Genomic DNA, 25,024 nt, shown 5'->3' with positions numbered 1-25,024 from the left:
ACGAGGGGTTTCAGGCTTGCCTTGCGACCTGACTGACGTGCGTGATCAGGCAGCGCGGGTCAGGATACGACGCGCCACGTCCGGCGTGATGTCACCGTGCTCGCCGATGGCAGTGAAGCCATGACGTGCCAGGTTGTCGACCAGCTGATCGATGCTGTCGGCACCGATGCCGGCTTCGCTCAACGATACCGGCGCGCCCATGCGGGTGAAGAATTCACGCGTCTTGTCGATGGCAGCGCGGGCGACGCTTTCGTCATCACCGTCCAGTCCCCAGACACGACGACCATACTGCGCCAGCTTGGCACGCTTGGCCTCGAACATTTCTTCCCACAGTGCCGGCATCACGATGGTCAGGGTGCGGCCATGATCGACACCGTGCAGTGCGGTGATCTCGTGACCGATCATGTGCGTGGCCCAGTCCTGCGGCACACCACGCCCGATCAGCCCGTTGAGGCCCAGGTTGGCGGCCCACATGATGTTGGCGCGCACGGCCAGGTCATCCGGCTGGCTCAATACCTTGGGGCCTTCCTCGATCAAGGTCAGCAACAGACCCTCGGAGAAGCGATCCTGGACCGGCGCGTTGACCGGGTAGGTCAAATACTGCTCGCTGACGTGCACGAAGGCATCGACGACACCGTTGACGCTCTGGCGCTCCGGCAGGGTCAGGGTGGTGGCCGGGTCCAGCACCGCGAAGCGCGGGTAGGCCAGTTCGCTGAACATCGGCAGCTTGTCGTGGGTCTCGTAATTGGTGACCACGGCATTGCCGTTGGACTCGGAGCCAGTGGCCGGCAGGGTCAGCACCACGCCCAGCGGCAATGCCGTCTCGGGATGCTTGCCTTCGGCGAGAATCTCCCACGGATCACCGGCGTGACAGGCGGCCAGCGCGAGGAACTTGCTGCCATCGGCGACGCTGCCTCCCCCGACTGCCAGCAGATAATCGACCTTCTCGCGCTTGATGACCTCCAGCGCTTCCAGCAGGGTGTGATAGCTCGGATTCGGCTCGATGCCGCCGAAGCTCCACCACTGATGGCCCTCCAGTGCCGCTTCCACCTGATCCATCACGCCGTTCTTCTTGATGGAGCCACCCCCATAGGTGACCAGCACGCGGGCATCGGCGGGAATCTCGTCACGCACCTTGGCGATCTGGCCGGCACCGAAGTGCACGCGGGTCGGGTTCTGATAGGTAAAGTCCTGCATGATGCTCTCCTCGCAGAGTCAGGGGCGGCACGGCGGCAATGCAGAACGCCGCCATGATCAGGTGCCACCTGACACAGGGTGTCGCGTGAGGGCCTGGTGACACGAAAACGAAATGAAGACGTCACCACCCCACGAATGTTGCGCACATTCTAGAGCAGCATCTACGACGAAAGTAGAGCACAGTGCGCACGTCTTTGGTTCGTATGAATCACCAATCGCATCGCGACGTGACAGCTTCTCACCAAAGCGAATGGCGCTCACCCACGCGAATGGCTTTCACCAACGCGAATGGCTTTCACCAACGCGAAAGGCTCGCCGTGGCGAGCCTTTCGTGAATGCCTGAGCACCGCGCGTACGCGAGGCGTCAGGTGTTCGGGGCTTCAGTGCTGCCGTCTCAGGTTACAGACGTACCAGCATCTTGCCCTTGTTGGCGCCTGTGAACAGCTTGAGGAAGGCGTCCGGCGTCTGTTCCAGTCCCTCTTCCACCGTCTCTTCGTAGTCGATATCGCCCTTGGCGACCTGCGGCCCTACCTCTTCGAGGAAGCGGCTGTAGTTGTCCCAGTGGTCAAAGACGATGAAGCCCTGCATGCGCGCCCGGCGAATCAGGATCATCGAGATATTGGAGGGGCCCGCCGCCACCTCGGTATCGTTGTAGCTGGAGATCATGCCGCAGACGGCGATGCGTGCACCGACGTTCAGGTTGTTGAGCGCCGCCACCAGGCAGTCACCACCGACGTTCTCGTAGTAGACATCGAAACCGTCCGGGCAGGCCTCCTTGAGCGCTTTCGTCAGCTGCTCTGCGTCCTTGCCCTTGTAGCTGACCGCCTTGACGCCGCGCGCCTCCAGCCAATCCAGTTTCTCCTGGCTGCCGGCGATGCCGACGACAGTCCCGCCCTTGGCCTTGGCCAGCTGCACGGCGAGCGAGCCGACCGCACCGGAGGCCGCGCTGACCAGCACGTTGTCGCCCTCTTTCATCTCGGCGATGATGTTCAGACCGGTCCAGGCAGTCATGCCCGGCATGCCCAGCACGCCCAGATAAGCCTGCTCCGGCACGTCGATGCTCGGCAGCGGCTCGACCTGGTCGCCAGACAGCTGCGCGATATCACGCCAGCCGCCCATGTGACGCACCTTGTCGCCGGTCTTGAAGCGAGAGTCGCGTGACTCGATCACCTCACCGACTGCCGCACCCTGCAGCGGCTCATTGAGCTCGAAGGGGTCAATATAGGTCTTGGCGCCACTCATGCGGCCACGCATGTAGGGATCGACGGACAACCAGCGGTTGCGAATGCGCACTTCCCCTTCGCCAAGCTCGCTCAGCGCCTCTTCACGCAAGGTGAACAGGTCGCGTTCCGGAGTGCCTTTCGGATAGTCGGTGATCGTGTAATAGCGTGTCTGCATGAAATGCTCCTTGCGAATGATCTGGTCAAACGTCACGTGATCAGAATCGTCATCAGGCAGGTGGCCCGAGGCCTTGACCGTGTGACGACAGGTCGCCGCAATCGTTCCCCGGCGACGAAGTCCCACCAGATTACTCGCGCTCCCGATATCACACCAATGACAGAAACTGAATTCCGGTATGCATGAGACTGATATCATGCGTGGTTGAAAATACGCACCTTCATCCCCGTCCGGGGCCTCTTCACCACCGGAAACTTCCCGCCATGCATCTGGCTGAACTCGCTCGCCATGACCTCAACACGCTGGTCGCGCTGCATGCGCTGCTGGAAACGCGCAGCGTGTCTCGGGCCGCGGAGCGCCTCAACCTGAGTCAACCTGCCGTTTCACGTACCCTGGCTCGGCTGCGCGAGGCCTTTGACGATCCCCTGTTCGTACGTGCGCAACGCGGCCTGCGCCCCACGGCACGTGCCGAGGCGCTCAGACAGCCTCTCGCGCGCCTGCTCCAGGAGCTGGGCGCACTGCTGGCACCCCCCGAATTCTCGCCAGCCGACAGCCAACGCCGCTTCCAGCTGGCCACCACCGACTATGGCATGCACGCCTTCGTGGCACCGCAGATAGCGCCGCTGCATGACCAGGCGCCCGGCATCCGCCTGGACATCCAGGCCTATGGGGGCAATGTCGAACAACAGCTGGAGGAAGGGGGGCCGGAGCTTGCGATGTGCGTGCCCACCGCCAAGGTGCCGGCCGGCGTGCATGGGCGCGAGATCGGGGATGACCAGTTCGTCTGCGTGATGCGCAAGGACCACCCGCTGGCAGCGAAGGAGACATTGAGTCTGGAGGACTTCGTCGCCGCCAGCCACCAATTGATCAGCATGGGCGGTGATGAGCGTGGTGCGGTGGATCTCAAGCTGGCGGAGCTGGGCTTGAGTCGGCAGGTCGTCATGCGCCAGCCCCACTTCCTGGCCGCCTTCAGTGTCACCTGCCATAGCGATCTGCTGCTATGCGTTCCGGGCTGCCTGGCCATCAGCATGCTGGATCAGCTACCGCTGGTGCTGCGCCCGCTGCCCATCGCCATCAACCGCTTCTCCTACTGGCTGGTGTGGCACGAACGCCTGCATCATGACGCCGGGCATCGCTGGCTGCGTCAATCTCTCTCGACAGGCATTCAAGCCCGCCACCGCGAACTCTCCCATCGGCTGCGTCAACGCCTCACGCCGTGACACTGTCGTGACTGCGGGAATGTGCGCAGGATTGACTCGACACTGCACCAGAAATTGCTCCGACACTGAACCAAAAAAAGACCGCCACCCCATGGGGTGGCGGTCTCTGGTGGCAGAGGTCAGGACGTGATTCTCAAGGGAGGCAATGCCTCGAGTGAGACGTGACGGTACTCACGTCCGTTGCTCCTTGCTCACTTGCGCTCGATATCGGCACTCTCGCGCAAGGATTCCTGCAGCCCCTCGACGGCTGACTGGGCCTGCAGGCGCATCGCCAGACGCGACAGGAACTGGTCCATGTCACCCGGCTCGGCCTCTCCTACATCGGTCAACGCGATCAGGGCGATGCCGCCCTTGAGGGCTGCCTTGCCATACACCGGCTGGTCTGCCTCGGGATGCGGCAGCGCGAAGGCCTGCTTGACCAGATTCTCAGGCAGCTGGGAATCTCCCTGACGGCTGACGTCGTCTGCGTCGCGCCAGTCGATCCCTTCCAGCGACTTGCCTTCACGCAGCGCCTCGATGCGCGTCTGTGCCAATGCCTCAAGCGCCTTGGCGGTCTTGTCCGCCTTGGCTTCACGCTGCACCTGCTGCTTGACCTCGTCGAGGGCCAGCGTCGTGGCCGGACGCTGCTCGAGCACGCGCAGCACCAGACGGCGACTGTCGTCGAGTTCGATCACATCGCTGTTGTAGCCTTCCTTGAGCACTTCGTCATCGAAGGCAGCCGCCATCACACCCGGCTCGGACAGCAGTTCGTCGTCATTGTCCTGTGCCACCCAGTCGGTCTTCTCCAGCGGAAGATCCAGATCCTCGGCAACGCTGGCCAGATCATCCGCCGCGAAGCTTTCATCCTTGAGCTGCTGCGCCTTCTCATTGAAGGTGTCACGCGAGGCTGACTTGCGCGCCTGGGTGAGCAGTTCATCACGCATTTCGTCGAACGGCGCGATATCGAGCCCGGTCACCTTGATCAGGTGCAGGCTGTCGCCGGTATCGACGATGTCCGAGACCTGCCCTTCATCCAGCGCGAAGGCGGCGTCATCGAAGTCTTCGCCGAAGATACCGCGGGTGATCACTCCCAGCTCACCACCATCCTCGGCCGTGGAGCTGTCTTCAGAGATCTCGGCCGCCACCTTGGCGAAGTCTTCGCCGTTGGCGAGTGCGTCACGTGCGCCTTCGAGCTTGGCACGCGCAGCCGCCACATCATCGCCCTTCTCGACCATGATGTGCGCGATCTCGCGCGGTGCATCGGCACGCTTGGCGGCATATTCGGCCTTGAGCGTGTCCTCACTGATCTCGCCGCCGTCGGCCAGCTCATTCTGATCCAGCAGCACATAGGCCAGCTTGACCTGAGCCGGACGCCGATAGTTGTCCTGATGGCTGTCATACCAGGCGGTCAGCTCATCCTCGTTCAGGGTGACCGGCGACTCGAGGTCGGCCTGACTCAGGGTGGCGTAACGGAAACTGCGCGTCTGACGCTGAAGCTGGCTGAGCTTCTCTTCTTCGCCCGGCAGCACGAAGGCACTGGCGGCAAAGCCATCGGTCAGCTGCTGACGCAGGGTGTCGCTGCGCAACTGCTCGCGGAAGGACGTCGGCGAGTAGCCGGCGCTGGCCAGACGATTGCGGAAGACGTCGGCGTCAAAGCGGCCTTGGTCATCCTGGAATTCCGGGAAGCTGACGATCAGTTGATCGAGCTGTTGCTCGGAGAGGTGCAATCCACCCTCTTCAGCGTACTGGTCCAGCAGACGGGAATCGATCATCTGGGTGATGATCTGATTGCGTGCCTCACGCTCCTGTTCGGGAGCGACCTGTCCGGAACGGATGGCACGTTGCACTTCGGTCTCAACTGACTGACGGCTGATCTTGTCGCCATTGACGCTGGCGATCTCATCACTGCTGCCAGTGAAGGCACCAATGATCGACTCAACGCCGAAGAAGGCAAAGGTGACGACGATAAAGCCAACGATCGTCTTGGCCACCCAGCCATGCGACCGGTCTCGAATTCGTTGCAGCATGCGGGCCTCGAGCTACAGGGAAGGAAATGGCCTCTAGGGCCGCGAATCAGTGACTGTTGATTATACGCATGACGCCGACAGATGCAGGTGCCTTTGGTAGCGGCAGAAGCAGGGTCACCGCAGATTGCCCATGATATCAGTCACAAAAAAAGCGCATCGCCAGGCGATGCGCTTCGATTTCCTGGTGCCGACCTGACAGACAACGACGTCCTGACAGGGCGGCACCACGTCACCGGGTACCTGCAAGAGCAGGCAGACCTCAGTTGACGGCGTCTTTCAGTGCCTTGCCAGCCTTGAAGCTCGGCACCTTGGCAGCACTGATTTCGATCGGATCGCCAGTCTGCGGGTTACGGCCAGTACGAGCAGCGCGCTCCTTGACAGTAAAGGTGCCGAACCCGACCAGTGCCACGGTCTCACCTTTCTTCAGGCTATCAGTGACGGTGTCGACCATCGCATCGAGTGCACGGCTAGCTGCTGCTTTCGGAATATCGGCAGATGCAGCAATGGCTTCGATCAGCTCGGATTTATTCACTCTTCACCCCTTGAATTTGCAAAAAAATTACCAGAAATCAGCGCGAAAATTACGGGTGCTAAACGCGATCGCGACGAAGCGGAGTTTATAGCAACGCCCTCAAACGACTGTCAAGCAACCTCACGCGCAAAACCGCACCACGCCGCCGTTTCGACAACGGCATGGCCAGAAATATCCATCAATGTGTACTGATGACTGACTGACGACCACTGGCATCGTCCTGTCGAGATTCATCCGGCTCACTTGAAGACTTTTCCGCCAGAGCCACCTCAAGAACTTCATCGATCCAACGCACGGGGCGAATGTCCAATGCATCCTTGATGGTGTCCGGGACCTCCTTGAGATCACGGCGATTCTCTTCGGGAATCAATACGAGCTTTATACCACCGCGTCGCGCTGCCAGCAATTTCTCCTTGAGGCCGCCGATCGGCATGACTTCGCCGCGCAGGTTGACCTCACCGGTCATCGCCACATCACAGCGCACGGGGCGCCCACAGTAAGCGGACACCATCGCGGTGACCATGGCAGCCCCCGCACTGGGGCCGTCCTTCGGCGTGGCACCTTCCGGCACGTGAATGTGCAGGTCTTCCTTCTCGAAGCGTTCAGCCTCGATACCGAAGGACTCGGCGCGTGCGCGCACGACGGTATGCGCTGCACTGACCGACTCCTTCATCACGTCGCCCAGCGAGCCCGTCTTGCTGACACGGCCCTTGCCGGGCGTGACCACCGACTCGATGGTCAGCAGCTCACCGCCGACGGACGTCCAGGCCAGGCCCGTCACGCGCCCGATCTGGTCCTCGGCATCCGCGAGACCGAAGCTGTACTTGCGGACACCCGCGTAATGCTCGACCTGCTCGGCCTCGAGGTGCATGGAAGACAGCGCACCTTCCTTGGCCTCGGCGACCACGCGCTCGCGCACGATCTTGCGGCAGACCTTGGCGATCTGGCGTTCCAGCTCACGCACACCGGCTTCACGCGAATAGTAACGAATCAGCTCGAGCACGGAGGCTTCACTGAAGGTCAGCTCGCCCGGCTTCAGGCCATTGGCCTTGAGCTGCTTGGGGGCCAGGTAGCGCATCGCGATGGCCAGCTTCTCGTCCTCGGTGTACCCCGGCAGACGGATGATCTCCATGCGATCACGCAGCGGTCCCGGAATGTTCATCGAGTTCGAGGTACAGATGAACAGGGTCTCGGACAGATCGTAATCCAGTTCGAGGTAGTGATCGGCGAACTTGTCGTTCTGCTCCGGGTCCAGCACCTCAAGCAGCGCCGAGGCCGGATCACCACGGTGATCCATGCCCAGCTTGTCGATCTCGTCGAGCAGCACCAGCGGATTCTTGACGCCGGTCTTGGTCATGCGCTGGATGATCTTGCCCGGCAAGGCGCCGATGTAGGTGCGACGGTGGCCACGGATCTCGGATTCATCCCGCACGCCACCCAGCGCCATGCGAGTGTACTGGCGATTGGTGGCGCGGGCGATGGACTTGCCCAGCGACGTCTTGCCGACACCCGGCGGTCCTACCAGACACAGCACCGGCCCCTTGAGCTTCTTGACGCGCTTCTGCACGGCGAGATACTCGAGGATGCGTTCCTTGACCTCGTCGAGACCGTAGTGGTCCTCATCGAGCACCCTGGCGGCGTGATCAATGTCGTGACGCACGCGGGTGCGCTTCTTCCACGGCACGTCGCACAGCCAGTCCAGGTAAGTCCGCACCACGGTCGCCTCGGCGGACGTCGGGCCCATCATCTTGAGCTTGTTGAGCTCCTGATTGGCCTTTTCCTCGGCGTCCTTGGGCATGCCGGCGTCCTTGATGCGACGCTCATACTGCTCGACCTCATTGGGCACGTCATCCAGCTCACCCATCTCCTTCTGGATGGCCTTCATCTGCTCATTGAGATAGTACTCGCGCTGCGACTTCTCCATCTGCTCCTTGACGCGAGTACGAATGCGCTTCTCGACCTGCAGCAGGTCGATCTCGGCTTCGATCAGCGTCATCAGGTGCTCGATGCGGTCGCGCACCTTGTCCATCTCGAGCAGCGCCTGCTTGTCATCGATGCCCAGTGACAGGTGGGCACTGATGGTATCCACCAGGCGACTCGGGTCCTCGATGCCCTGCAGGCTGCCCAGCACTTCATTGGGCACCTTCTTGGACAGCTTGACGTACTGCTCGAACTGGTTGAGCAGAACGCGTACCAGGGTCTCCTGCTCGCGCTCGGACAGCGGCTGGCTGTCACGCAGCACGACATCGGCGATGCTGTGACCGTCGTCATGCAGACGAATCGCCTGGATATCGGCGCGTGAGCTGCCCTCGATGAGCACCTTGACGGTGCCATCGGGAAGCTTGAGCAACTGCATGATGTCGGCGACGGTCCCGATCGCGAAGAGATCCTCGGCAGTCGGGTCGTCCTGGCTGGCTTCACGCTGTGCCGCAAGCAGGATCTTCTTGTCGCCTTCCATGGCCACTTCGAGGGCCTGGATCGACTTTTCCCGGCCGACGAACAGCGGAATCACCATCTGGGGATAGACCACCACATCCCGCAGCGGCAGCAGCGGAAGTGTCAGGGTCTGATCATCGTTCTGCTCCATGGCAGACGTTCCTCGGTATTCTGTGGGTGGGCCGCCTCACACGGCTCTCTGATACAGAGACCATGGGGGCAAGGTCATGATTTTGCAATGATCCTGAGACGCATGGGCGGTAACTCAACGCTGAATGAAGCCGCACGCGAGTCATGAGGAACATTGCCAGAGAGGCGAGTGACGAAGGCAAACGCAACGGGGGGCCTTGCGGCCCCCCGTTGGTGCGACTCAGGCCTGGACGCTTCAGCCGTCCTTGCCGGCCACCTTGCCCTGACTCTTCTCTTCGCTCTGGGAGTAGATCAGCAGCGGCTTGCTGTCGCCGGCAATCACTGACTCATCCACTACCACCTTGCTGACATTCTCTTCCGAGGGAATGTCATACATGGTATCGAGCAGCACGCCCTCGAGAATCGAGCGCAGACCACGTGCGCCGGTACGACGCTCGATGGCCTTGCGAGCCACGGCACGCAGTGCGTCTTCACGCAGGTCCAGCTCGACATCCTCCATATCGAACAGGCGCGAGTACTGCTTGACCAGCGAGTTCTTCGGCTCGGTCAGGATCTGTACCAGCGCGTCCTCGTCCAGCTCGGTCAATGTCGCGATGACCGGCAGACGCCCGACGAACTCGGGGATGAGACCGAACTTGACCAGATCGCTCGGCTCGACATCCGCCAGTACGCGACCAACCGTCTTCTCGTCCTGCTTGCTCTTGACCTCGGCATTGAAGCCGATGCCACCCTTCTCGGCGCGCTCACGGATCACCTTGTCCAGACCGGCGAATGCACCGCCGACGATGAACAGGATGTTGGCCGTGTTGACCTGCAGGAACTCCTGCTGAGGATGCTTGCGCCCGCCCTGCGGCGGCACCGAGGCAGTGGTGCCCTCGATCAGCTTCAGCAGTGCCTGCTGCACACCTTCACCCGAGACATCACGGGTGATGGAAGGGTTGTCAGACTTGCGGGAGATCTTGTCGATCTCATCGATGTAGACAATGCCGCGTTCGGCCTTCTCGACATCGTAATCGCACTTCTGCAACAGCTTCTGGATGATGTTCTCGACATCCTCACCGACGTAACCCGCTTCGGTCAGGGTGGTCGCATCCGCGATGGTGAAGGGAACGTTCAACAGGCGTGCCAGCGTCTCGGCCAGCAGCGTCTTGCCGCTACCGGTCGGGCCGATGAGCAGAATGTTGGACTTGCCCAGCTCCACTTCGTCCACTGCCTTCTGACCGGCACGCAGACGCTTGTAGTGGTTGTACACCGCGACGGACAACACGCGCTTGGCGCGGTCCTGACCGATCACGTAGTCGTCGAGAGTCGAGCGAATCTCACGCGGCGCCGGCAGGCGATCATCATCACCTTCGGCGTCGGCTTCGAGGACCTCTTCGCGAATGATGTCATTGCACAGATCGACACATTCGTCGCAGATGTAGACGGAAGGTCCCGCGATCAGCTTGCGCACTTCATTCTGATTCTTGCCACAGAAGGAGCAGTACAGCAGTTTGCCGTTCTCGTCCTTGCCTTTGCCGTCAGCCATTCGCGTACCTCTCAATGGCGGTGACTCCCCGGGGAGTCACCGGAAATGCATGTTTACCGACGTCAGGTCAGCCGTGTGCGTGGATCATTCCACGTCCGGACGGCGTTCCAGCACGGCGTCGATCAGGCCGTACTCCATCGCCTGATTGGCGGCCATGAAGTTGTCACGGTCCGTATCGTTGGCGATGGTGTCGAAGTCCTGACCCGTATGGTGCGCGAGAATGCGGTTCAGCTTCTCGCGAATGGTCAGGATTTCCTTGGTGTGGATCTCGATGTCCGTTGCCTGGCCCTGGTAGCCACCCAGCGGCTGGTGAATCATCACACGAGAATTGGGCAGCGCGTAACGCTTGTCAGCGGCACCGCCTGCCAGCAACAGTGCCCCCATGCTGGCCGCCTGGCCGATGCATACGGTGGACACGTCGGGCTTGATGAACTGCATGGTGTCGTAGATCGCCATCCCTGCAGTCACGGAGCCACCCGGCGAGTTGATGTACAGATGGATGTCCTTGTCCGGGTTTTCAGACTCGAGGAACAACAGCTGAGCCACGACCAGATTGGCCATGTAATCCTCAACCGGGCCCACAAGGAAGATCACCCGTTCCTTCAGCAGGCGGGAATAGATGTCATAGGCCCGTTCGCCGCGAGCATTCTGCTCGACAACCATCGGAACCAGACCGCCTGCATTCTTGATGTCGAAGTCGTTCATGGGGGCTTCCTTCATCCGATGACATTGATATCCATTGAGCATGCCACTTTACCCTGCCCACTGACCAGAGACCCGGCCGTAGCCGGGTCCTGGAATCACATGCAGAAAGTCAGCACGCTAGGTCAGCAGACAGGTATCAGGCCTGCTCTTCTGCTTCTGCCGCTTCTTCTTCGGCTTCTTCCTGCTGCTGTGCTGCCTGCAGGGCTTCCTGGTAGGACATGGTAACGTCCTTAACCTGAGCCTGTGTCAGCAGCTTGTCAACGGCCTTCTCTTCGAGCAGGACGGACTTGAGCTGGTTGCGAGCCTGTTCGTTGGAACCATAGTACTCGGTGACCTGAGCCGGATCCTGATACTGCTGGGCCATTTCTTCAACGCGAGCGTTGAGCTCTTCGTCGCTGACGTCCATCTCGTTGCTGCTGACGACTTCGCTGAGCAGCAGGCCAGTCTTGACGCGCTGGACGGCCTGGTCCTGGAACAGCTCACCCGGCAGCTGGGAGACGTCGAAGTCTTCGCCCAGACCGAACTGCTGTGCTGCCTGACGCTTCAGGCCGTCGATTTCCTGATCCGCCAGTGCCTGCGGAACGAGGATGTCATTGGCCTTGGTCAGCTCAGCCAGCACCTGCTGCTTGACGCGATTCTCGATCGCATTCTTCAGCTCGCGCTGCATGTTCTTCTTCACTTCCACCTTGAAGCTTTCGACATCGGCAGCTTCCAGGCCGAACTGGGCGATGAACTCTTCGTTCACTTCCGGCAGTTCCTGAGCCTTGACGGCGTGGACCTTGACCTTGAAGGTCGCTTCCTGACCGGCGAGGTGCTCGGCCTGGTAGTCAGCCGGGAAGGAAACCTTGATTTCCTTGTCGTCGCCAGCAGAAGCACCGATCAGCTGCTCTTCGAAGCCCGGGATGAAGCTGTTGGAACCCAGCACCAGCTCGTGGCCTTCAGCGCTGCCGCCTTCGAAGGCTTCTTCACCGAGGAAGCCTTCGAAATCGATCTTGACCTGGTCGCCGTCAGCGGCAGCGCGCTCGACGTCGGTCCAGGAGGCATTCTGCTTGCGCAGGGTCTCGATCATCTCTTCGACGTCGGCGTCGGTCACTTCGGCCTGCGGACGCTCGATTTCAGCGCCTTCGATCGGCTTCAGTTCGATTTCCGGGTAGATTTCCAGAGTCGCGACGAACTCCAGATCCTTGCCGGCTTCATCGACGGTGGCATCGATCTTCGGCCAGCCAGCCGGGTTCAGTTCGTTTTCGGTGACGGCGGTCACGTAATGCTGGCGCATGATCTCGCCAACGATCTCGTTGCGCACGTCCTTGCCGTAACGCTGTTGCACCACTGCCATCGGCACGTGGCCCTTGCGGAAGCCGTTCAGACGAACGGTCTTGGCGGTTTCCAGAAGACGGGCGTTGACGGCCTGGTCGACTTCAGAAGCCGGCACCGTAATGGTGACCTTGCGCTCGATCGGAGAAGTCGTTGCGACAGAAGCTTGCATGAAAGTTCCTCTACCCACTGGTGGCGTTCGAATCATAAAGGCGAAGATTGTAGAAACCCCGCCACGCGCTGGCAAGCGCGGATATGACCTGCCATATGGTGCCTTGGTCCAAGATATTCAAGGAGCCAGGCCTTTTTCTGCTCCGTCCTCCCGCCTGACAGGCGCATGGAGCGCCCGTCAACCCGGTCAGATCGCAGACGAAGCAGTGCGAAAAAACACGAAAAAAGGGGGAGAAAGCCATTGGCCTTCTCCCCCTTTTGCGGCATGCCGCCCGCCCAAGCGGGACAGGCAGCATCCTGATATTCATCGAGACGTGGGGTGGATGATGGGGTTCGAACCCACGACCACCGGAGTCACAATCCGGGGCTCTACCACTGAGCTACACCCACCACTTCTGGAGGTTGGACAGAAAGCCTGCCGTCTCCATCTCGTTGATACTGCTCAAGCTGACATGCAATGGGGTGGATGATGGGGTTCGAACCCACGACCACCGGAGTCACAATCCGGGGCTCTACCACTGAGCTACACCCACCACTGCATGAACACCTTCACATCGTCTGGTCGCCATCATCAGGCTCAATGAAGAGCAATCCGATTCCCATCATGACAACAATCGTTATCGTGATGGCACGCCCAGCAGGACTCGAACCTGCAACCTACGGCTTAGAAGGCCGTTGCTCTATCCGGTTGAGCTATAGGCGCAGAAACTGATGCTGCGAGTCAACCTCCGGACAAAGCCTTGAATGCATGTCTCGAAAGACCGAAGTCTTGCGAGGTGCTGCATTCAAATGGTCGGGATAGAGGGATTCGAACCCCCGACATCCTGCTCCCAAAGCAGGCGCGCTACCAGACTGCGCTATATCCCGAAACCGTCTTCAACCGACCGTCGAACCCCGTCGATGCGAGGCGTATTCTACCGAACTTTCGTCTGCGGTCAAGCCCTTACGTGAATTCTTTCCAAAAGAATCGTTTCCCTTCCTGCTGTCACGCCACTGTCATGTCAGCATCCAGTGATACACGCGGGGTGCGCTCCCACCTCCATACGGGCACCTCACTCTCGCCCCTACCCTGGCACCGGGCGAGATCAGTGACGACTCACTTCCACTGAGCGGCATCCGTGGCCCGACCATCGGGTCTGAGCTTCTCTTTCTCCTCGAAGCTGATCACGTCGATCGCCCTTTCTACCTCTACCTCTACCTCTACCTCCACCTCTACCTCTACCTCTACCTCTACCTCTACCTCTACCTCTTTCTTTTTCTCTTTCTATTTCTCTTCCTCGATCAGGCATCTCACGAACGCCTCGTCTGACGGATCCCTGGAAAACTGACAGAAAGGTCTGACAGAGAGAACTGGCTGAGAGAACCGGCTGAGAGAACCGACAGCTGTGGTCTCACGACGTCGAGTTCCAGACTCGTGGGCAATCAGCACCGCTGCCTGCCCACGAGACGCCTCCAAAAGAGGCGATACTTGCACCTGCTTTCGACCAAGGTCGTCATTCGGCGTTGACTGCCAGACAGGGCATGCGAAAATTGTCCCCGGTTTCTCCCCTCCTGCATTTTTGCCTATGAGAAGGAATGATCGCTGATGGCAGCACAACTGATTGATGGCAAGGCCATTGCCGAACGCGTACGCCAACAGGTCGGCCGCCAGGTCGAAGCGCGCCGCGATGCCGGTGAACGAATCCCGGGGCTTGCCGTCGTGCTGGTCGGCGAAGACGCGGCATCCGAGGTCTATGTCCGCAACAAGCACCGCGCTTGCGAGAAGGCAGGCATCCTCTCCACCCAGCACCGTCTGCCTGCTGACACGACCCAACAGGAACTTGAGGCACTGGTCGACTCGCTGAATGACGATGCCAGCATTGATGGCATCCTGGTCCAGCTGCCGCTGCCGGAGCACCTCGACTCACGCCCGATCCTCGAACGGATCCGCACCGACAAGGATGTGGACGGTTTCCATCCCTACAACCTCGGTCGTCTGGCACAGCGCCTGCCGGTGATGCGTCCCTGCACGCCCAAGGGCATCATGACGCTGCTGTCCGAGAGCGGCCTGCAGGTGCGCGGCATGGACGCCACCATCGTCGGCGCGTCCAACATCGTCGGCCGTCCGATGGCGCTGGAGCTGATGCTGGCTGGCTGCACCACCACCGTCTGCCACCGCTTCACCAAGGACCTTGAGAGCAAGGTCCGCCAGGCGGATCTGGTCGTGGTCGGCGTGGGCAAGCCGGGCCTGGTCAAGGGGGAGTGGATCAAGGACGGCGCCATCGTCATCGATGTGGGTATCAATCGTCTCGAGGACGGTTCGCTGGTCGGCGATGTGGAATTCGCGCCAGCCGCGGAGCGCGCCGGCTGGATCACGCCGGTCCCCGGCGGGGTAGGCCCGATGACCGTGGCCTCGCTGCTGGAGAACACCCTGTTCGCCGCCGAGCTGCACGACGCGCGCCTCACCGCCGAGTAACCCCCTCGCCCTTCTCTCTAGCTCGTGATGGAGGCCCGACATGAACGGGCCTTCATCGCGTCTGATTCAGGATCGCATCATGACCCTCAAGACTCTTGGCATCATCGGCGCCATGGCCGAGGAAGTGGCCATTCTCGCCGAGCGCCTGGAAGACAGCACCACCAGCACCCACGCCGGCTCCACCTTCCATGTCGGCCAGCTGCACGGAATGAAGATCGTGCTGCTGCAATCCGGTATCGGCAAGGTGAATGCCGCCGTCGGTGCCTGCCAGATGATCGAGCGCTACCAGCCGGATGCCATCATCAATACCGGCTCGGCCGGTGGTTTCGCGTCTGATCTCGAGATCGGCGATGTGATCATCTCCAGCGAAGTGCGCCATCACGATGTCGATGCCGTGGTCTTCGGCTATGAGCACGGACAGGTGCCGCAGATGCCGGCGGCCTACCCGTCAGCCCCTGAGCTGGTCAAGGTCGCGCGCGAGTGCGTCGAGGCCCAGGGAGAGATCAAGGCGCGTGAAGGCCTGATCTGCACCGGCGACATCTTCATGTCCGACCCGGAACTGGTCGCGCTGACCCGCTCACGCTTCCCGAGCATGCTGGCCGCCGAGATGGAAGCCGCCGCCATCGCCCAGACCTGCTACCTCTACGACATGCCGTTCGTGGTCATCCGTGCGCTGTCCGACATCGCCGGCAAGGACAACAACAGCCAGTCCTTCGAGGAATTCCTGCACGTGGCCGCACGCCAGTCCTCGCGCATGGTCGATGCCATGGTCAAGCGACTCGCCAGCTGATCGCAGACGGCTCGAAAGCGGTGCTGGTCGACAGCGCACAAAAAACCGCCGCCCCTCATGGGACGGCGGTTTTTTCATGCTGACATCGCATCACGCCAGTGACATCAGCCTTCCAGCACCCAGGTCGTCCCCTCACGGGAGTCCTTGAGGATGATGCCCTGTGCGGCCAGCTCGTCACGGATGCGATCCGCCCCCGCGAAATCCTTGGCCTTCTTGGCGGCGGCACGCGCCTCGATCTGCGCCTGGATCTCGTCTTCAGACAACGCCAGCGCCGCAGTATCGCCCTTGAGGAAGACTGCCGGGTCCTGCCCGAACAGACCCAGCAGACCGCCCAGCGAGATCAGCTCGAAGGCCAGCGCCGGCGCCTGCTGCGGTGCTTCCTTCTTGGCACGGTTCAGCTCGCGTGCCAGCTCGAACAGCACCGACAGCGCACCCGCCGTATTGAAGTCGTCATCCATGGCGGCCACGAAGCGTGCCCGCCAATCGCCTGACACCTCGCCTTGCTCGGGCGTGACAGTCTCGAGCGCATTGTAGAAGCGCTCCAGCGAGCGACGCGCCTCATCCAGCGAGTTGGCTTCATAGCTGATCGCGCTGCGATAGTGGCTGGCCACCAGCAGGTAACGCACCACTTCCGGGTTGTGCTGCTCCAGCACGTCACGAATGGTGAAGAAGTTGCCCAGCGACTTGGACATCTTGTCCTGACCGACACGCACCGCGCCGGCATGCATCCACACGTTGGCGTACTGCTGGCCCGTGGCGGCCTCGGACTGGGCGATCTCGTTCTCGTGATGGGGGAAGGTCAGGTCCGGCCCGCCGCCGTGGATATCGAAGGTGTTGCCCAGGCAGCAGGTCGACATCGCGGAGCACTCGATGTGCCAGCCAGGACGCCCCTCCCCCCAGGGCGACGGCCAGCTGGCCTCGCCCGGCTTGGCAGCCTTCCACAGCACGAAGTCGAGCGGATCTTCCTTGGCTTCCTCGACCTCCACCCGCGCACCGGACTGCATGTCATCGAGCTGACGGTTGTTGAGCTTGCCGTAGCCCTCGAAACGACGCACACGGTAGTAGACATCACCGTTGCTGGCCGCATAGGCATAGCCCTTGTCAATCAGCGTCTCGGTCATCGCGATGATGTCAGCGATGTGCGCGGTGGCACGCGGCTCGAGGTCAGGACGCAGAATCCCCAGGCGCCCTTCATCTTCATGCATCGCCTGGATCATGCGCTCGGTGAGCGCATCGAAGGCCTCGCCATTCTCGTCGGCGCGCTTGAGGATCTTGTCGTCGATGTCGGTGATGTTGCGCACGTAGGTGACGTCATACCCGCGCGCACGCAGGTAGCGCGTGATGACATCGAAGGCCACCATCACACGCGCATGCCCGATGTGACAGAGGTCATAGACCGTCACGCCACAGACGTACATGCGCACCTTGTTGCCTTCCAGTGGCACGAAAGGTGCCTTGGTCCGGCTCAGGGTACTGTAGATGGACAGTGTGCTCGCGGCATCTTCGAGTGGAATCATTCAGTCATCGCCCTTGGCTACTTTGCTGACAGAAAGCTGTCAGCCTTTCAAAATGGAACGGCCCGCAGGCCGGTCATGCAACTTCGTCACAGAAGGTACAGGATCAGACTGCGGGCCGTGAAGCAGGTCACGAAAGCGTGACGACAGGGCTCCCGCGGGAGCCCGCCGACCATCACCCCTTCTTCTGTGCCTTGGCCCAACCGTCCTTCAGGCTGACGGTGCGGTTGAAGACCAGCGCGCCATCGACGCAGTCATGACGATCCGCCACGAAGTAGCCGATACGCTCGAACTGGTAGCGCGTTTCCGGCGCGGCATCGCGCAGACTCGGCTCACCGAAGCCCTTGACGATGCTCAGCGACTGCGGATTGAGGTGCTCAAGGAAATCGACATCCTTGTCACGGTCCGGCTCGGCTTCCAGGAACAGATTCTCGTACTGACGCACCTCGACCGGCACTGCATGCTCGGCGCTGACCCAATGGATGACACCCTTGACCTTGCGGCCTTCAGGGTTCTTGCCGAGGGTATCGAGGTCGACACTGCACCGCAGCTCGACGATCTCGCCGGCGTCATCCTTGATCACTTCATCACAGCGGATGACGTAACCGTTGCGCAGACGCACTTCCTTCTCGGGCGCGAGACGGAAGAACTTCTTCGGCGCGTCTTCCATGAAGTCATCCGCGTCGATCCACAGCTCACGGGTCAGCGGAATCTGACGCGTGCCCATGTCATCACGCGCCGGATGGCCGGGGACCTCGAACACTTCCTCATGGCCTTCCGGCAGGTTGGTCAGCACCACCTTGAGCGGGTTGAGCACGCACATGGCACGCAGCGCGTTGTCCTCCAGGTCCGAGCGAATGGCGTGGTGCAGCATGCCGATCTCGACCATGCCGCCGTCAGCACGGCTCACGCCGATCATGTCGCAGAACTTGCGGATGGAAGCCGCGGTATAGCCACGACGACGCATGCCGGAGATGGTCGGCATGCGCGGATCATCCCAGCCATCGACCACGCCTTCATCCACCAGCAGCTTCAGCTTGCGCTTGGAAGTGACGGTGTAATCCAGATTCAGACGCGCGAACTCGATCTGACGCGGCGTGCTCGGCACCGGCAGATTGGCGAGGAACCACTCGTACAGCGGGCGGTGGTCTTCAAACTCCAGCGTACAGATGGAGTGCGTCACGCCTTCCAGTGCATCGGATTGACCGTGGGTGAAATCATAGGACGGATAGATCTTCCACTTGTCGCCGGTCTGATGGTGGCTGGCATGACGGATGCGGTAGAGGATCGGGTCGCGCAGATTGATGTTGGGCGCCGCCATGTCGATGCGCGCACGCAGCACCTTCTCGCTCTCGCCGAACTCGCCCTTCTTCATGCGCTCGAGGAGATCGAGATTCTCCTCGGGGCTACGCTCACGGTAGGGGCTGGGACGTCCCGGCTCCTTGAGCGTGCCACGGTATTCACGGATCTCGTCCGGCGAGAGGTCATCGACATAGGCCTTGCCTTCGCGCACCAGGTGCTGGGCCCAGGCATAGAGCTGATCAAAATAATCGGAGGCGAAGCGCACCTTGCCGGCCCACTCGAAGCCCAACCACTCGACGTCTTCCTTGATGGCGTCGATATAGGCCTGCTCTTCCTTGGCCGGGTTGGTGTCATCGAAGCGCAGGTGACAGTCGCCACCCAGCTGTTGCGCCAGACCGAAGTTCAGACAGATCGACTTGGCGTGCCCGATGTGCAGGAAGCCGTTGGGCTCCGGCGGGAAACGCGTGACAACCTTTTCGGCGCGGCCGGCGTCGAGTTCTTCGCGGATCTGGTTCAACACGAAGTTCGGGGCGCTCTGGGTCTCGGTACTCATGAAGTTTCGCTGCACCTCTGTGTGGTTCTTGGGCGTCGTGTTCCGGGACGTCACGGGGACTGGCACTGGGTAGCAGGCGATCGTGACGCGCGCTGGCGTGCGTCTCCGGGGCCTGCCGCCCCCTCAGGCTTTCGTCTCAGGATACAAAGCCGCTATTATAGCGCGACGCCCGCAGGCGATGCCATGAGGCCCCGCCTGCCTGACACTTGAGCAAGACAGATGACCGGGAAATTCGCATGATCGTTCTTCACACCAACTACGGCGACATCACCCTCGAACTCAACCACGAGAAGGCCCCGAAGACTGCGGCCAACTTCGAGCAATACGTGCGTGAAGGCCACTACAGCAACGTCCTTTTCCACCGCGTCATCCCGGGTTTCATGGTTCAGGGCGGTGGCTTTGACACCGACTTCAACCAGAAGCCGACCAACGGCGTGATCGAGAACGAAGCCGACAATGGCCTCAAGAACGACCGCGGCACCGTGGCCATGGCACGTACCATGGATCCTCACTCCGCCAGCGCCCAGTTCTTCATCAACGTCAATGACAACGACTTCCTGAACTTCACCAGCAAGACCAGCCAGGGCTGGGGTTACTGCGTGTTCGGCAAGGTCGTCGAAGGCATGGACGTGGTCGAGAAGATCGAGGCGGTCAAGACCACGCGTCGCGACGGCCACGCCGACGTGCCGGCAGAAGACGTGATCATCACCAGCGCCGAAATCACCGAATAAGCGATTTCCGCTGATCGCGCCTCACCGCGTACCTGCCGCCCGGCCTTGCCTCGTGATATCGAGCGTCAGGCCGGGCGGTTTGCGTTGCTCTCTCACTCGGCCTCTTCCGTCGCCTGCTGCGCATGACGACACCCGCCCCGACCCGTGGACCTGACCATGACTGCCACCACTCTGTTCATCTCCGACCTGCACCTGCAGCCCGAGACTCCCGAGATCGCCCAGGGCTTTCTCGACTACATGGCGCGCCTGGCGACCTGCGAACCTGCGGTGGATCGCCTCTACCTGCTGGGGGATATCTTCGAGGTATGGGTCGGCGATGATTATCGCGACGACTTCACCCAGCGCATGAGCGAGGCCATGCAGCGCGTCTCGGCCCGCGGCACCAGGCTCTACTTCATGCACGGCAATCGCGACTTCCTCATCGGCGAGACCTTCGCGGCCGAGGCCGGCGTGACCCTGCTGCCCGACCCGAGCGTGATCGAGCTCGACGGCGAGCGCGTGCTGCTGATGCATGGCGACAGCATGTGTACCCGCGATGAGGCTTACATGAAGTTTCGTGCCATGACGCGCGACCCTCAGTGGCAGGCACAGATTCTGGCCATGCCGCTGGAGCAGCGACTGGCCCTGGCCCAGTCACTGCGCATGCAGTCCGGCGAGACCAACAGCGAGAAGGATGAGGCGATCATGGACGTCACGCCCGAGGAAGTGGTTCGCGAGATGCGCGAGCACGGCGTGCGCACCCTGATCCACGGCCACACCCATCGCCCGGCGGTACATGAACTCGAGATCGATGGCGAAGCGGCGCGCCGCATCGTGCTGGGCGACTGGCGCCCCGATACCGCCTTCGACATCATTGCCTGCGGCCAGGGACCGACCCTGCGGGAATTCGCATTGCCATTGTGTGATGCGATCACCCACGGCTGATCGCCTGCAACGCCCATGAAAAGCCCCCGTTGCCTTGAGTGGCAACGGGGGCTTTTCCTTGTCCAGCCTCGGCTTTCGAAGCGACTGGCGCCGTTCAGAGTCTGCTCAGCCCGGAGCGCCGGGCGTGCGCGTCAGGCCGGCGAGGACGCCTTGCGACGCGCACGCCCTTCCACCGCCTCCACCAGCTGATGCCACCCCAGTACCGCGGGTGCATCCGTTGCCGGCAGCTCATCCAGCAGTGCCTTGAGGCGCTCGCAGCGCTCGGCATCCTGCGCATCGACCAGCCTCAACCAGGCAGCGAGTCCCATTGCTTCATGATGCGGATTTTCCTGCTCGATGGAGTAGGCCAGGCCCTGCTCGATCAAGGAACGCACCTTCTCGCTCGGCAGACCTTGAGCGGCACGCAACGCGGCCACCAGGTAGCTGACCTCTGCCAGATAGAAGGAGTTGCGCTCCTGAGCCACCAGCAGCACCTTCTCCATGTACTCTTCGGCCGCCGAATGCTCACCCAGCGCCATCACGGCATCCATGTACCAGAGATTGGGCCGCTGATGCCGCTCACGCCCGGTCAGCTCGGCGAACTCGTTGATGCTGGACTGCAGCATCGCGAGCCCGTCGCGGTCGCCGTTCATTGCCCGCGCCCAGCCAAGCACGCCATGCGCCGCCATGTGCCAGAGGTGCAGATCCGCGGAGCGGGTCAGCTCCAGCGCCCGCTCGGCACGCTGGGTGGCCAGATGGGTATGCCCCAGCTGACGATAGAGCGAGGTGGAGAACATCAACGCCATGGCCAACGAGCCCGGCTGACCGATGGCCTCCGCCATGCGGATGGCCGCCTCGGCCTGCTGCTCGGCCTGCACGTAGTCAAAGCGCAGGCAGGACGTCCAGCTCTGCAGACATGCCGCTGCCACCTGAGGGTGATCACTGAACGGCAACCATTCGAGCACCATGGGATTGTGGACCGGATCGATCTCATCGAGATGCTCACCTGCCACGCGTACGCGACCGGCCCAGAATTCGCAGTGTGCCCGCGCATAGTCGGCCAGACGACGATAACGGCCATCCGACAGCTCTTCCGCCAGATCACTCAGGCCCGAGGCCAGCGCGAAGGCATCCGCATGCGCATGGCGCTCACTGCAACCGACCCACAGTCCCCACTTCACGATGAAGGCCTGCTCGAGATCCGGCTCATCATCTTCCAGCAGCGCCGGACTGTTGAGCAGATTGCGCGCCTGCACGAAGCTCTCGTGCGCGATGCGGGAACCATGCCCTTCCAGCGCGAAGCCGGCCTGGCCGCGTACGGTCAGCAGGCTGACCTCACGCTCCTCCTGCCCTTCGACATGCTTGAGACACGCCAGACCACTGTCGGCCATCTTGAGCGCGGTACGGTTGGCGCTGATCTTGAGCGCTTCACGTGCCGACAGCTCGAAATAGCGCGCAGCACGACTGAAGTTCTGTGACTTGCGCAGATGGACGGCGAAATAGCCGGGGTGACGGCTGATCCAGGCAGGATGCTTGTCCTCGATGAGGGCCACGACCTGCAGGTGAATGCGGCGACGCACGTCACGCGGGCAGGACAGATAGGCCGCTTCCTGGATCAGCTGGTGGGTGAACTGGTAGTCGAATTCACTATCGTTGCCACAGGCCTCGATGATCTCCAGGCGCTGCATGCTCTCGATGGAACGCTTGAGGCGCCCTTCCTCGAATTCGCAGCTCTGGCGCAGGAAGCTCAGCTTGAAGACACGTCCCAGCACAGCGGCGGCGTGGGCCACATCGCGGCCTTCTTCCAGCTGGTCGATACGGCTGGACAGCAGGCCGATCAAGCCCTTGGGCAGCTCGTCGAGCTGCACCGGACGCCCCTCACGGCGATCCATGTCGAGACGACGACAGATCTCCTGCAGGTAGAGCGGCACACCATCGCAGCGCTCGATGAGCTGGCTGCGCATGCGCGGGCTGAGATGCAGACGATAGCGACGCGACAGATGCGACAGCAGACGCGAGACCTGCATCGGGTCCAGGCGACCCAGCGAGATATGCTGGTCCCAGTTGAGCTTGACGGCAAGGCTGTCGCGGCCGTTGTGGCTGGCCGCCAGCATGAAGCCGATGTTGATGGGCAGGCGCGCCTGCAGTCCCGCCAGCACCTTGAGCGACGGTTCATCGAGCCACTGCAGGTCGTCGATCATCATCACCAGCGGACGCAGGCTTGCCGATTTCTCGATCACCAGATGCAGCACACGCACCACACGCTCGACCGTCTCGCTGCTCTGGATCAGGGATTCATCTTCCGAGGCCTCCTCCGCGGTCCCCAGCACCGCATGGAAGGAGCGACGCACGTCCTCGTCGAGAGCCTGCAAGGCCTCGGAGGATTCAAATACCTGTTCGACGCCATCACGATCCACATGACCATCGAGGCGCCAGCGCATCAGGGTGCGCACCACGCTGTAGGGTTCCAGCTGCGAGAGGCGAGTCGTCGGCATCCAGCACAGGCCCACGTCCTGACTCTGTTCGAGCTGCCGGAAGTTGACCATCAGGGCCGACTTGCCCATGCCGGAGTTGCCGCTGACCAGCACGCTCTGACGCAGCCCGATACTGGCACGCGCCAGCGCATCGCGCAGACGGCGCAGCTCGCCTTCACGTCCGATCAGTGTCGGCAGTGACGCCTCACGATGCCCCACGCTGCTGCTCAGGACCAACGCGCGCAGACGCACTCGTCCGTCCGCTGCCAACAGGCGTGACGTGAGACGTGGCTGCAGATCCAGTGCGGGAGGCATGTGCTGACTGGCCTCCTGGGAAATCACCAGCTCGCTGCCTTCGGCCGCCGTCATCAATTCCAGGGAATACTGGGTCACCTGGCCAAGCGGGTCGGCCAGCTGACGCTCCGGCAGATAGATGACCTGCCCGGAGTGGAGACCCGCCGACAGCGAGAAGACCGGCGGCTTGCCTTCGCCATCCCAGATCCGCTCGATCTCATCCGGCATCGCCTTGCTGCAGTGCTCATAAAGCGCCACGAGCTCTGCCAGCTGATGGGCCGGGCCATGCGTGCCGAAGCACGCCAGGCCGACGCCACCTGTGGCACCCGGCAGCCAGAAACCGCCCAGGTGGTGGCATTGCTGCTCCAGCCAGCGCAGCAGCTCGATCTGCAGGGTCAGACTGGCGCGGGCCCAGACACGATCACGATGACTGTCCTTGACGCTGAGGCGAATCGCCATGACCGACAGCTGACGGTGGTCGATCTCGTCTTCACGCAGCGGCGCGCTGTCCAGCGACAGCGTGCGAGAAATGGCGCCCTGCGGCGTGAGCGCTCCCATCTGCTCGCTCTTGCCATCGGACCAGTAACGGGCCAGCTGCAGGAATCCCGGATCAGGCTGCTGACCGGAGAGTGCCAGCTGTTGCAGGAAGGCATTGAACTGCTCATGCGCCGCAGCCGACTGACCATCTTCCGCGAGCTGACGTACCAGGCGTTCATGGAAGGGGCCATATCCGGAGAAGCGGCTCACCAGGGTCCGCAGCACATCGTCCGGGACCGGCTCATCGGTCGCCAGTACTCGCTCGGCATACTGGATGACGCGCTGACGCCATTCGCCGCGCACCTTGATCATCCAGCGCTGGAATTCCGGGCACTGGGTCAGGGCAAGCTCTTCGACGAGATCGCCCCGGTAGAGTCCCAGCACCTCGTTGAGCGTCGCCACCGAGGGCGGCGCCAGCAACAGGCCGTTGAGCTCGTCGAGATCCAGCTCCCAGTAATCCGGAATCGACAGCGCGATCGTCTGACGTGAGACCGTCAGAAGATTGTCGGCCTCCTCCCCCAGGCTCTGACGCAGGCAATGCAGGGCATGGCGCAGGTTGGTGCGGCCCGAGGACAGCCCCTGATCCGGCCATAGCAGCTCTGCCAGCCCCGCCCGCGAGACGGCCTGATCATGCAGCAGAAGATGCAGCAACAGTGCCTTGACCTTGTCGTAGCTGAACTGCGTCAGCGTGTCATCGCCCAGGGTCAGCTGGAAATGTCCCAGCAGCGCCAATTGAGCTTGACCAGATGTTTCCTGCGTCATGTGTCATCCATTTCAAAGTCGCGAACGAAACGCCAGCCCAGCCATGGCGCCG

General features: G+C 61.8%; 16 protein-coding genes and 4 tRNA genes. 5 read left to right on the top strand and 15 right to left on the bottom strand.

Features of this window, described 5'->3' with window-relative positions; genetic code table 11:
- Nucleotides 1-45: 45 nt before the first annotated feature.
- Nucleotides 46-1,197, bottom strand: coding sequence for an iron-containing alcohol dehydrogenase (locus BFX80_RS05075; protein WP_084208106.1), 1,152 nt, complete (start codon nt 1,195-1,197; stop codon nt 46-48).
- 399 nt (nt 1,198-1,596) lie between these two features.
- The gene (locus BFX80_RS05070; RefSeq protein WP_077374747.1) at nt 1,597-2,595 is read right to left on the bottom strand and encodes an NADP-dependent oxidoreductase; all 999 of its coding nucleotides are present in this window, start codon (nt 2,593-2,595) and stop codon (nt 1,597-1,599) included.
- A 263-nt stretch (nt 2,596-2,858) separates the two neighbouring features.
- On the opposite strand from BFX80_RS05070, the gene BFX80_RS05065 reads away from it, so the two are divergent.
- Entirely contained in the window at nt 2,859-3,815 is a 957-nt protein-coding gene (locus tag BFX80_RS05065; protein WP_167592974.1) for a LysR family transcriptional regulator, read from the top strand.
- A gap of 191 nt (nt 3,816-4,006) precedes the next feature.
- Here the strand turns inward: BFX80_RS05065 and BFX80_RS05060 are convergent, their stop codons facing one another.
- The 10 genes from BFX80_RS05060 to BFX80_RS05010 all read right to left on the bottom strand — a co-directional run bounded on the left by BFX80_RS05060 (nt 4,007) and on the right by BFX80_RS05010 (nt 13,524).
- Entirely contained in the window at nt 4,007-5,821 is a 1,815-nt protein-coding gene (locus BFX80_RS05060; RefSeq protein WP_084208105.1) for a SurA N-terminal domain-containing protein, read from the bottom strand.
- A gap of 259 nt (nt 5,822-6,080) precedes the next feature.
- On the bottom strand, nt 6,081-6,353 hold the full coding sequence (locus BFX80_RS05050; protein ID WP_065392603.1) for an HU family DNA-binding protein: 273 nt from the start codon (nt 6,351-6,353) through the stop codon (nt 6,081-6,083).
- A 178-nt stretch (nt 6,354-6,531) separates the two neighbouring features.
- A complete protein-coding gene (gene lon / locus BFX80_RS05045; RefSeq protein ID WP_084208104.1) occupies nt 6,532-8,940 on the bottom strand; it encodes an endopeptidase La in 2,409 nt (802 codons plus the stop codon).
- A gap of 234 nt (nt 8,941-9,174) precedes the next feature.
- Nucleotides 9,175-10,467 (bottom strand): ATP-dependent Clp protease ATP-binding subunit ClpX, encoded by a 1,293-nt coding sequence (clpX, locus tag BFX80_RS05040; RefSeq protein WP_084208103.1) that lies wholly within the window; start codon nt 10,465-10,467, stop codon nt 9,175-9,177.
- Nucleotides 10,468-10,551: 84 nt separating this feature from the next.
- Nucleotides 10,552-11,172 (bottom strand): ATP-dependent Clp endopeptidase proteolytic subunit ClpP, encoded by a 621-nt coding sequence (gene clpP / locus BFX80_RS05035; protein ID WP_065392597.1) that lies wholly within the window; start codon nt 11,170-11,172, stop codon nt 10,552-10,554.
- A 136-nt stretch (nt 11,173-11,308) separates the two neighbouring features.
- Nucleotides 11,309-12,658, bottom strand: coding sequence for a trigger factor (tig, locus tag BFX80_RS05030; protein WP_084208102.1), 1,350 nt, complete (start codon nt 12,656-12,658; stop codon nt 11,309-11,311).
- A 314-nt stretch (nt 12,659-12,972) separates the two neighbouring features.
- Nucleotides 12,973-13,047 (bottom strand) — tRNA-His (locus tag BFX80_RS05025).
- Between the two features lie 68 nt (nt 13,048-13,115).
- Nucleotides 13,116-13,190 (bottom strand) — tRNA-His (locus BFX80_RS05020).
- A gap of 93 nt (nt 13,191-13,283) precedes the next feature.
- A tRNA-Arg gene (locus tag BFX80_RS05015) sits at nt 13,284-13,360 on the bottom strand.
- Between the two features lie 87 nt (nt 13,361-13,447).
- A tRNA-Pro gene (locus tag BFX80_RS05010) sits at nt 13,448-13,524 on the bottom strand.
- Between the two features lie 718 nt (nt 13,525-14,242).
- Between BFX80_RS05010 and folD the strand changes: the two genes are divergently transcribed.
- Together folD and mtnN are read left to right on the top strand one after the other, a co-directional pair.
- Entirely contained in the window at nt 14,243-15,112 is an 870-nt protein-coding gene (gene folD, locus BFX80_RS05005) for a bifunctional methylenetetrahydrofolate dehydrogenase/methenyltetrahydrofolate cyclohydrolase FolD (RefSeq protein ID WP_077374768.1), read from the top strand.
- Nucleotides 15,113-15,191: 79 nt separating this feature from the next.
- Nucleotides 15,192-15,902: a 5'-methylthioadenosine/S-adenosylhomocysteine nucleosidase gene (gene mtnN, locus BFX80_RS05000; protein WP_084209640.1), complete on the top strand. Its 711-nt coding sequence runs from the start codon at nt 15,192-15,194 to the stop codon at nt 15,900-15,902.
- 104 nt (nt 15,903-16,006) lie between these two features.
- Here the strand turns inward: mtnN and cysS are convergent, their stop codons facing one another.
- Together cysS and BFX80_RS04990 are read right to left on the bottom strand one after the other, a co-directional pair.
- On the bottom strand, nt 16,007-17,389 hold the full coding sequence (cysS, locus tag BFX80_RS04995) for a cysteine--tRNA ligase (protein ID WP_084209639.1): 1,383 nt from the start codon (nt 17,387-17,389) through the stop codon (nt 16,007-16,009).
- Between the two features lie 202 nt (nt 17,390-17,591).
- Complete coding sequence (locus BFX80_RS04990; protein WP_077374771.1) at nt 17,592-19,271, bottom strand: glutamine--tRNA ligase/YqeY domain fusion protein; 1,680 nt, start codon at nt 19,269-19,271, stop codon at nt 17,592-17,594.
- Nucleotides 19,272-19,507: 236 nt separating this feature from the next.
- On the opposite strand from BFX80_RS04990, the gene BFX80_RS04985 reads away from it, so the two are divergent.
- Nucleotides 19,508-20,002 carry a peptidylprolyl isomerase gene (locus BFX80_RS04985; RefSeq protein ID WP_043331309.1) on the top strand — a complete coding sequence of 165 codons (495 nt, stop codon included), beginning with the start codon at nt 19,508-19,510 and terminating at the stop codon, nt 20,000-20,002.
- 156 nt (nt 20,003-20,158) lie between these two features.
- Nucleotides 20,159-20,926 (top strand): UDP-2,3-diacylglucosamine diphosphatase, encoded by a 768-nt coding sequence (locus BFX80_RS04980; RefSeq protein WP_084209638.1) that lies wholly within the window; start codon nt 20,159-20,161, stop codon nt 20,924-20,926.
- Nucleotides 20,927-21,057: 131 nt separating this feature from the next.
- Here the strand turns inward: BFX80_RS04980 and BFX80_RS04975 are convergent, their stop codons facing one another.
- Complete coding sequence (locus BFX80_RS04975) at nt 21,058-24,972, bottom strand: AAA family ATPase (RefSeq protein WP_084208101.1); 3,915 nt, start codon at nt 24,970-24,972, stop codon at nt 21,058-21,060.
- Nucleotides 24,973-25,024 lie beyond the last annotated feature (52 nt).

Source organism: Cobetia marina (assembly GCF_001720485.1).
Taxonomy (GTDB): domain Bacteria; phylum Pseudomonadota; class Gammaproteobacteria; order Pseudomonadales; family Halomonadaceae; genus Cobetia; species Cobetia marina.
This window is presented reverse-complemented; position numbering and strand designations above follow the sequence as displayed.

Excerpts from the sequence above, each read along its gene's own strand:
- tig (WP_084208102.1), bottom strand. The coding sequence starts at position 12,658 with ATGCAAGCTTCTGTCGCAACGACTTCTCCGATCGAGCGCAAGGTCACC.
- BFX80_RS05075 (WP_084208106.1), bottom strand. The coding sequence starts at position 1,197 with ATGCAGGACTTTACCTATCAGAACCCGACCCGCGTGCACTTCGGTGCC.
- clpX (WP_084208103.1), bottom strand. The coding sequence starts at position 10,467 with ATGGCTGACGGCAAAGGCAAGGACGAGAACGGCAAACTGCTGTACTGC.
- mtnN (WP_084209640.1), top strand. The coding sequence starts at position 15,192 with ATGACCCTCAAGACTCTTGGCATCATCGGCGCCATGGCCGAGGAAGTG.
- BFX80_RS05060 (WP_084208105.1), bottom strand. The coding sequence starts at position 5,821 with ATGCTGCAACGAATTCGAGACCGGTCGCATGGCTGGGTGGCCAAGACG.
- lon (WP_084208104.1), bottom strand. The coding sequence starts at position 8,940 with ATGGAGCAGAACGATGATCAGACCCTGACACTTCCGCTGCTGCCGCTG.
- BFX80_RS04990 (WP_077374771.1), bottom strand. The coding sequence starts at position 19,271 with ATGAGTACCGAGACCCAGAGCGCCCCGAACTTCGTGTTGAACCAGATC.
- BFX80_RS05065 (WP_167592974.1), top strand. The coding sequence starts at position 2,859 with ATGCATCTGGCTGAACTCGCTCGCCATGACCTCAACACGCTGGTCGCG.
- BFX80_RS05070 (WP_077374747.1), bottom strand. The coding sequence starts at position 2,595 with ATGCAGACACGCTATTACACGATCACCGACTATCCGAAAGGCACTCCG.
- BFX80_RS04975 (WP_084208101.1), bottom strand. The coding sequence starts at position 24,972 with ATGACGCAGGAAACATCTGGTCAAGCTCAATTGGCGCTGCTGGGACAT.
- clpP (WP_065392597.1), bottom strand. The coding sequence starts at position 11,172 with ATGAACGACTTCGACATCAAGAATGCAGGCGGTCTGGTTCCGATGGTT.
- BFX80_RS04980 (WP_084209638.1), top strand. The coding sequence starts at position 20,159 with ATGACTGCCACCACTCTGTTCATCTCCGACCTGCACCTGCAGCCCGAG.
- BFX80_RS04985 (WP_043331309.1), top strand. The coding sequence starts at position 19,508 with ATGATCGTTCTTCACACCAACTACGGCGACATCACCCTCGAACTCAAC.
- folD (WP_077374768.1), top strand. The coding sequence starts at position 14,243 with ATGGCAGCACAACTGATTGATGGCAAGGCCATTGCCGAACGCGTACGC.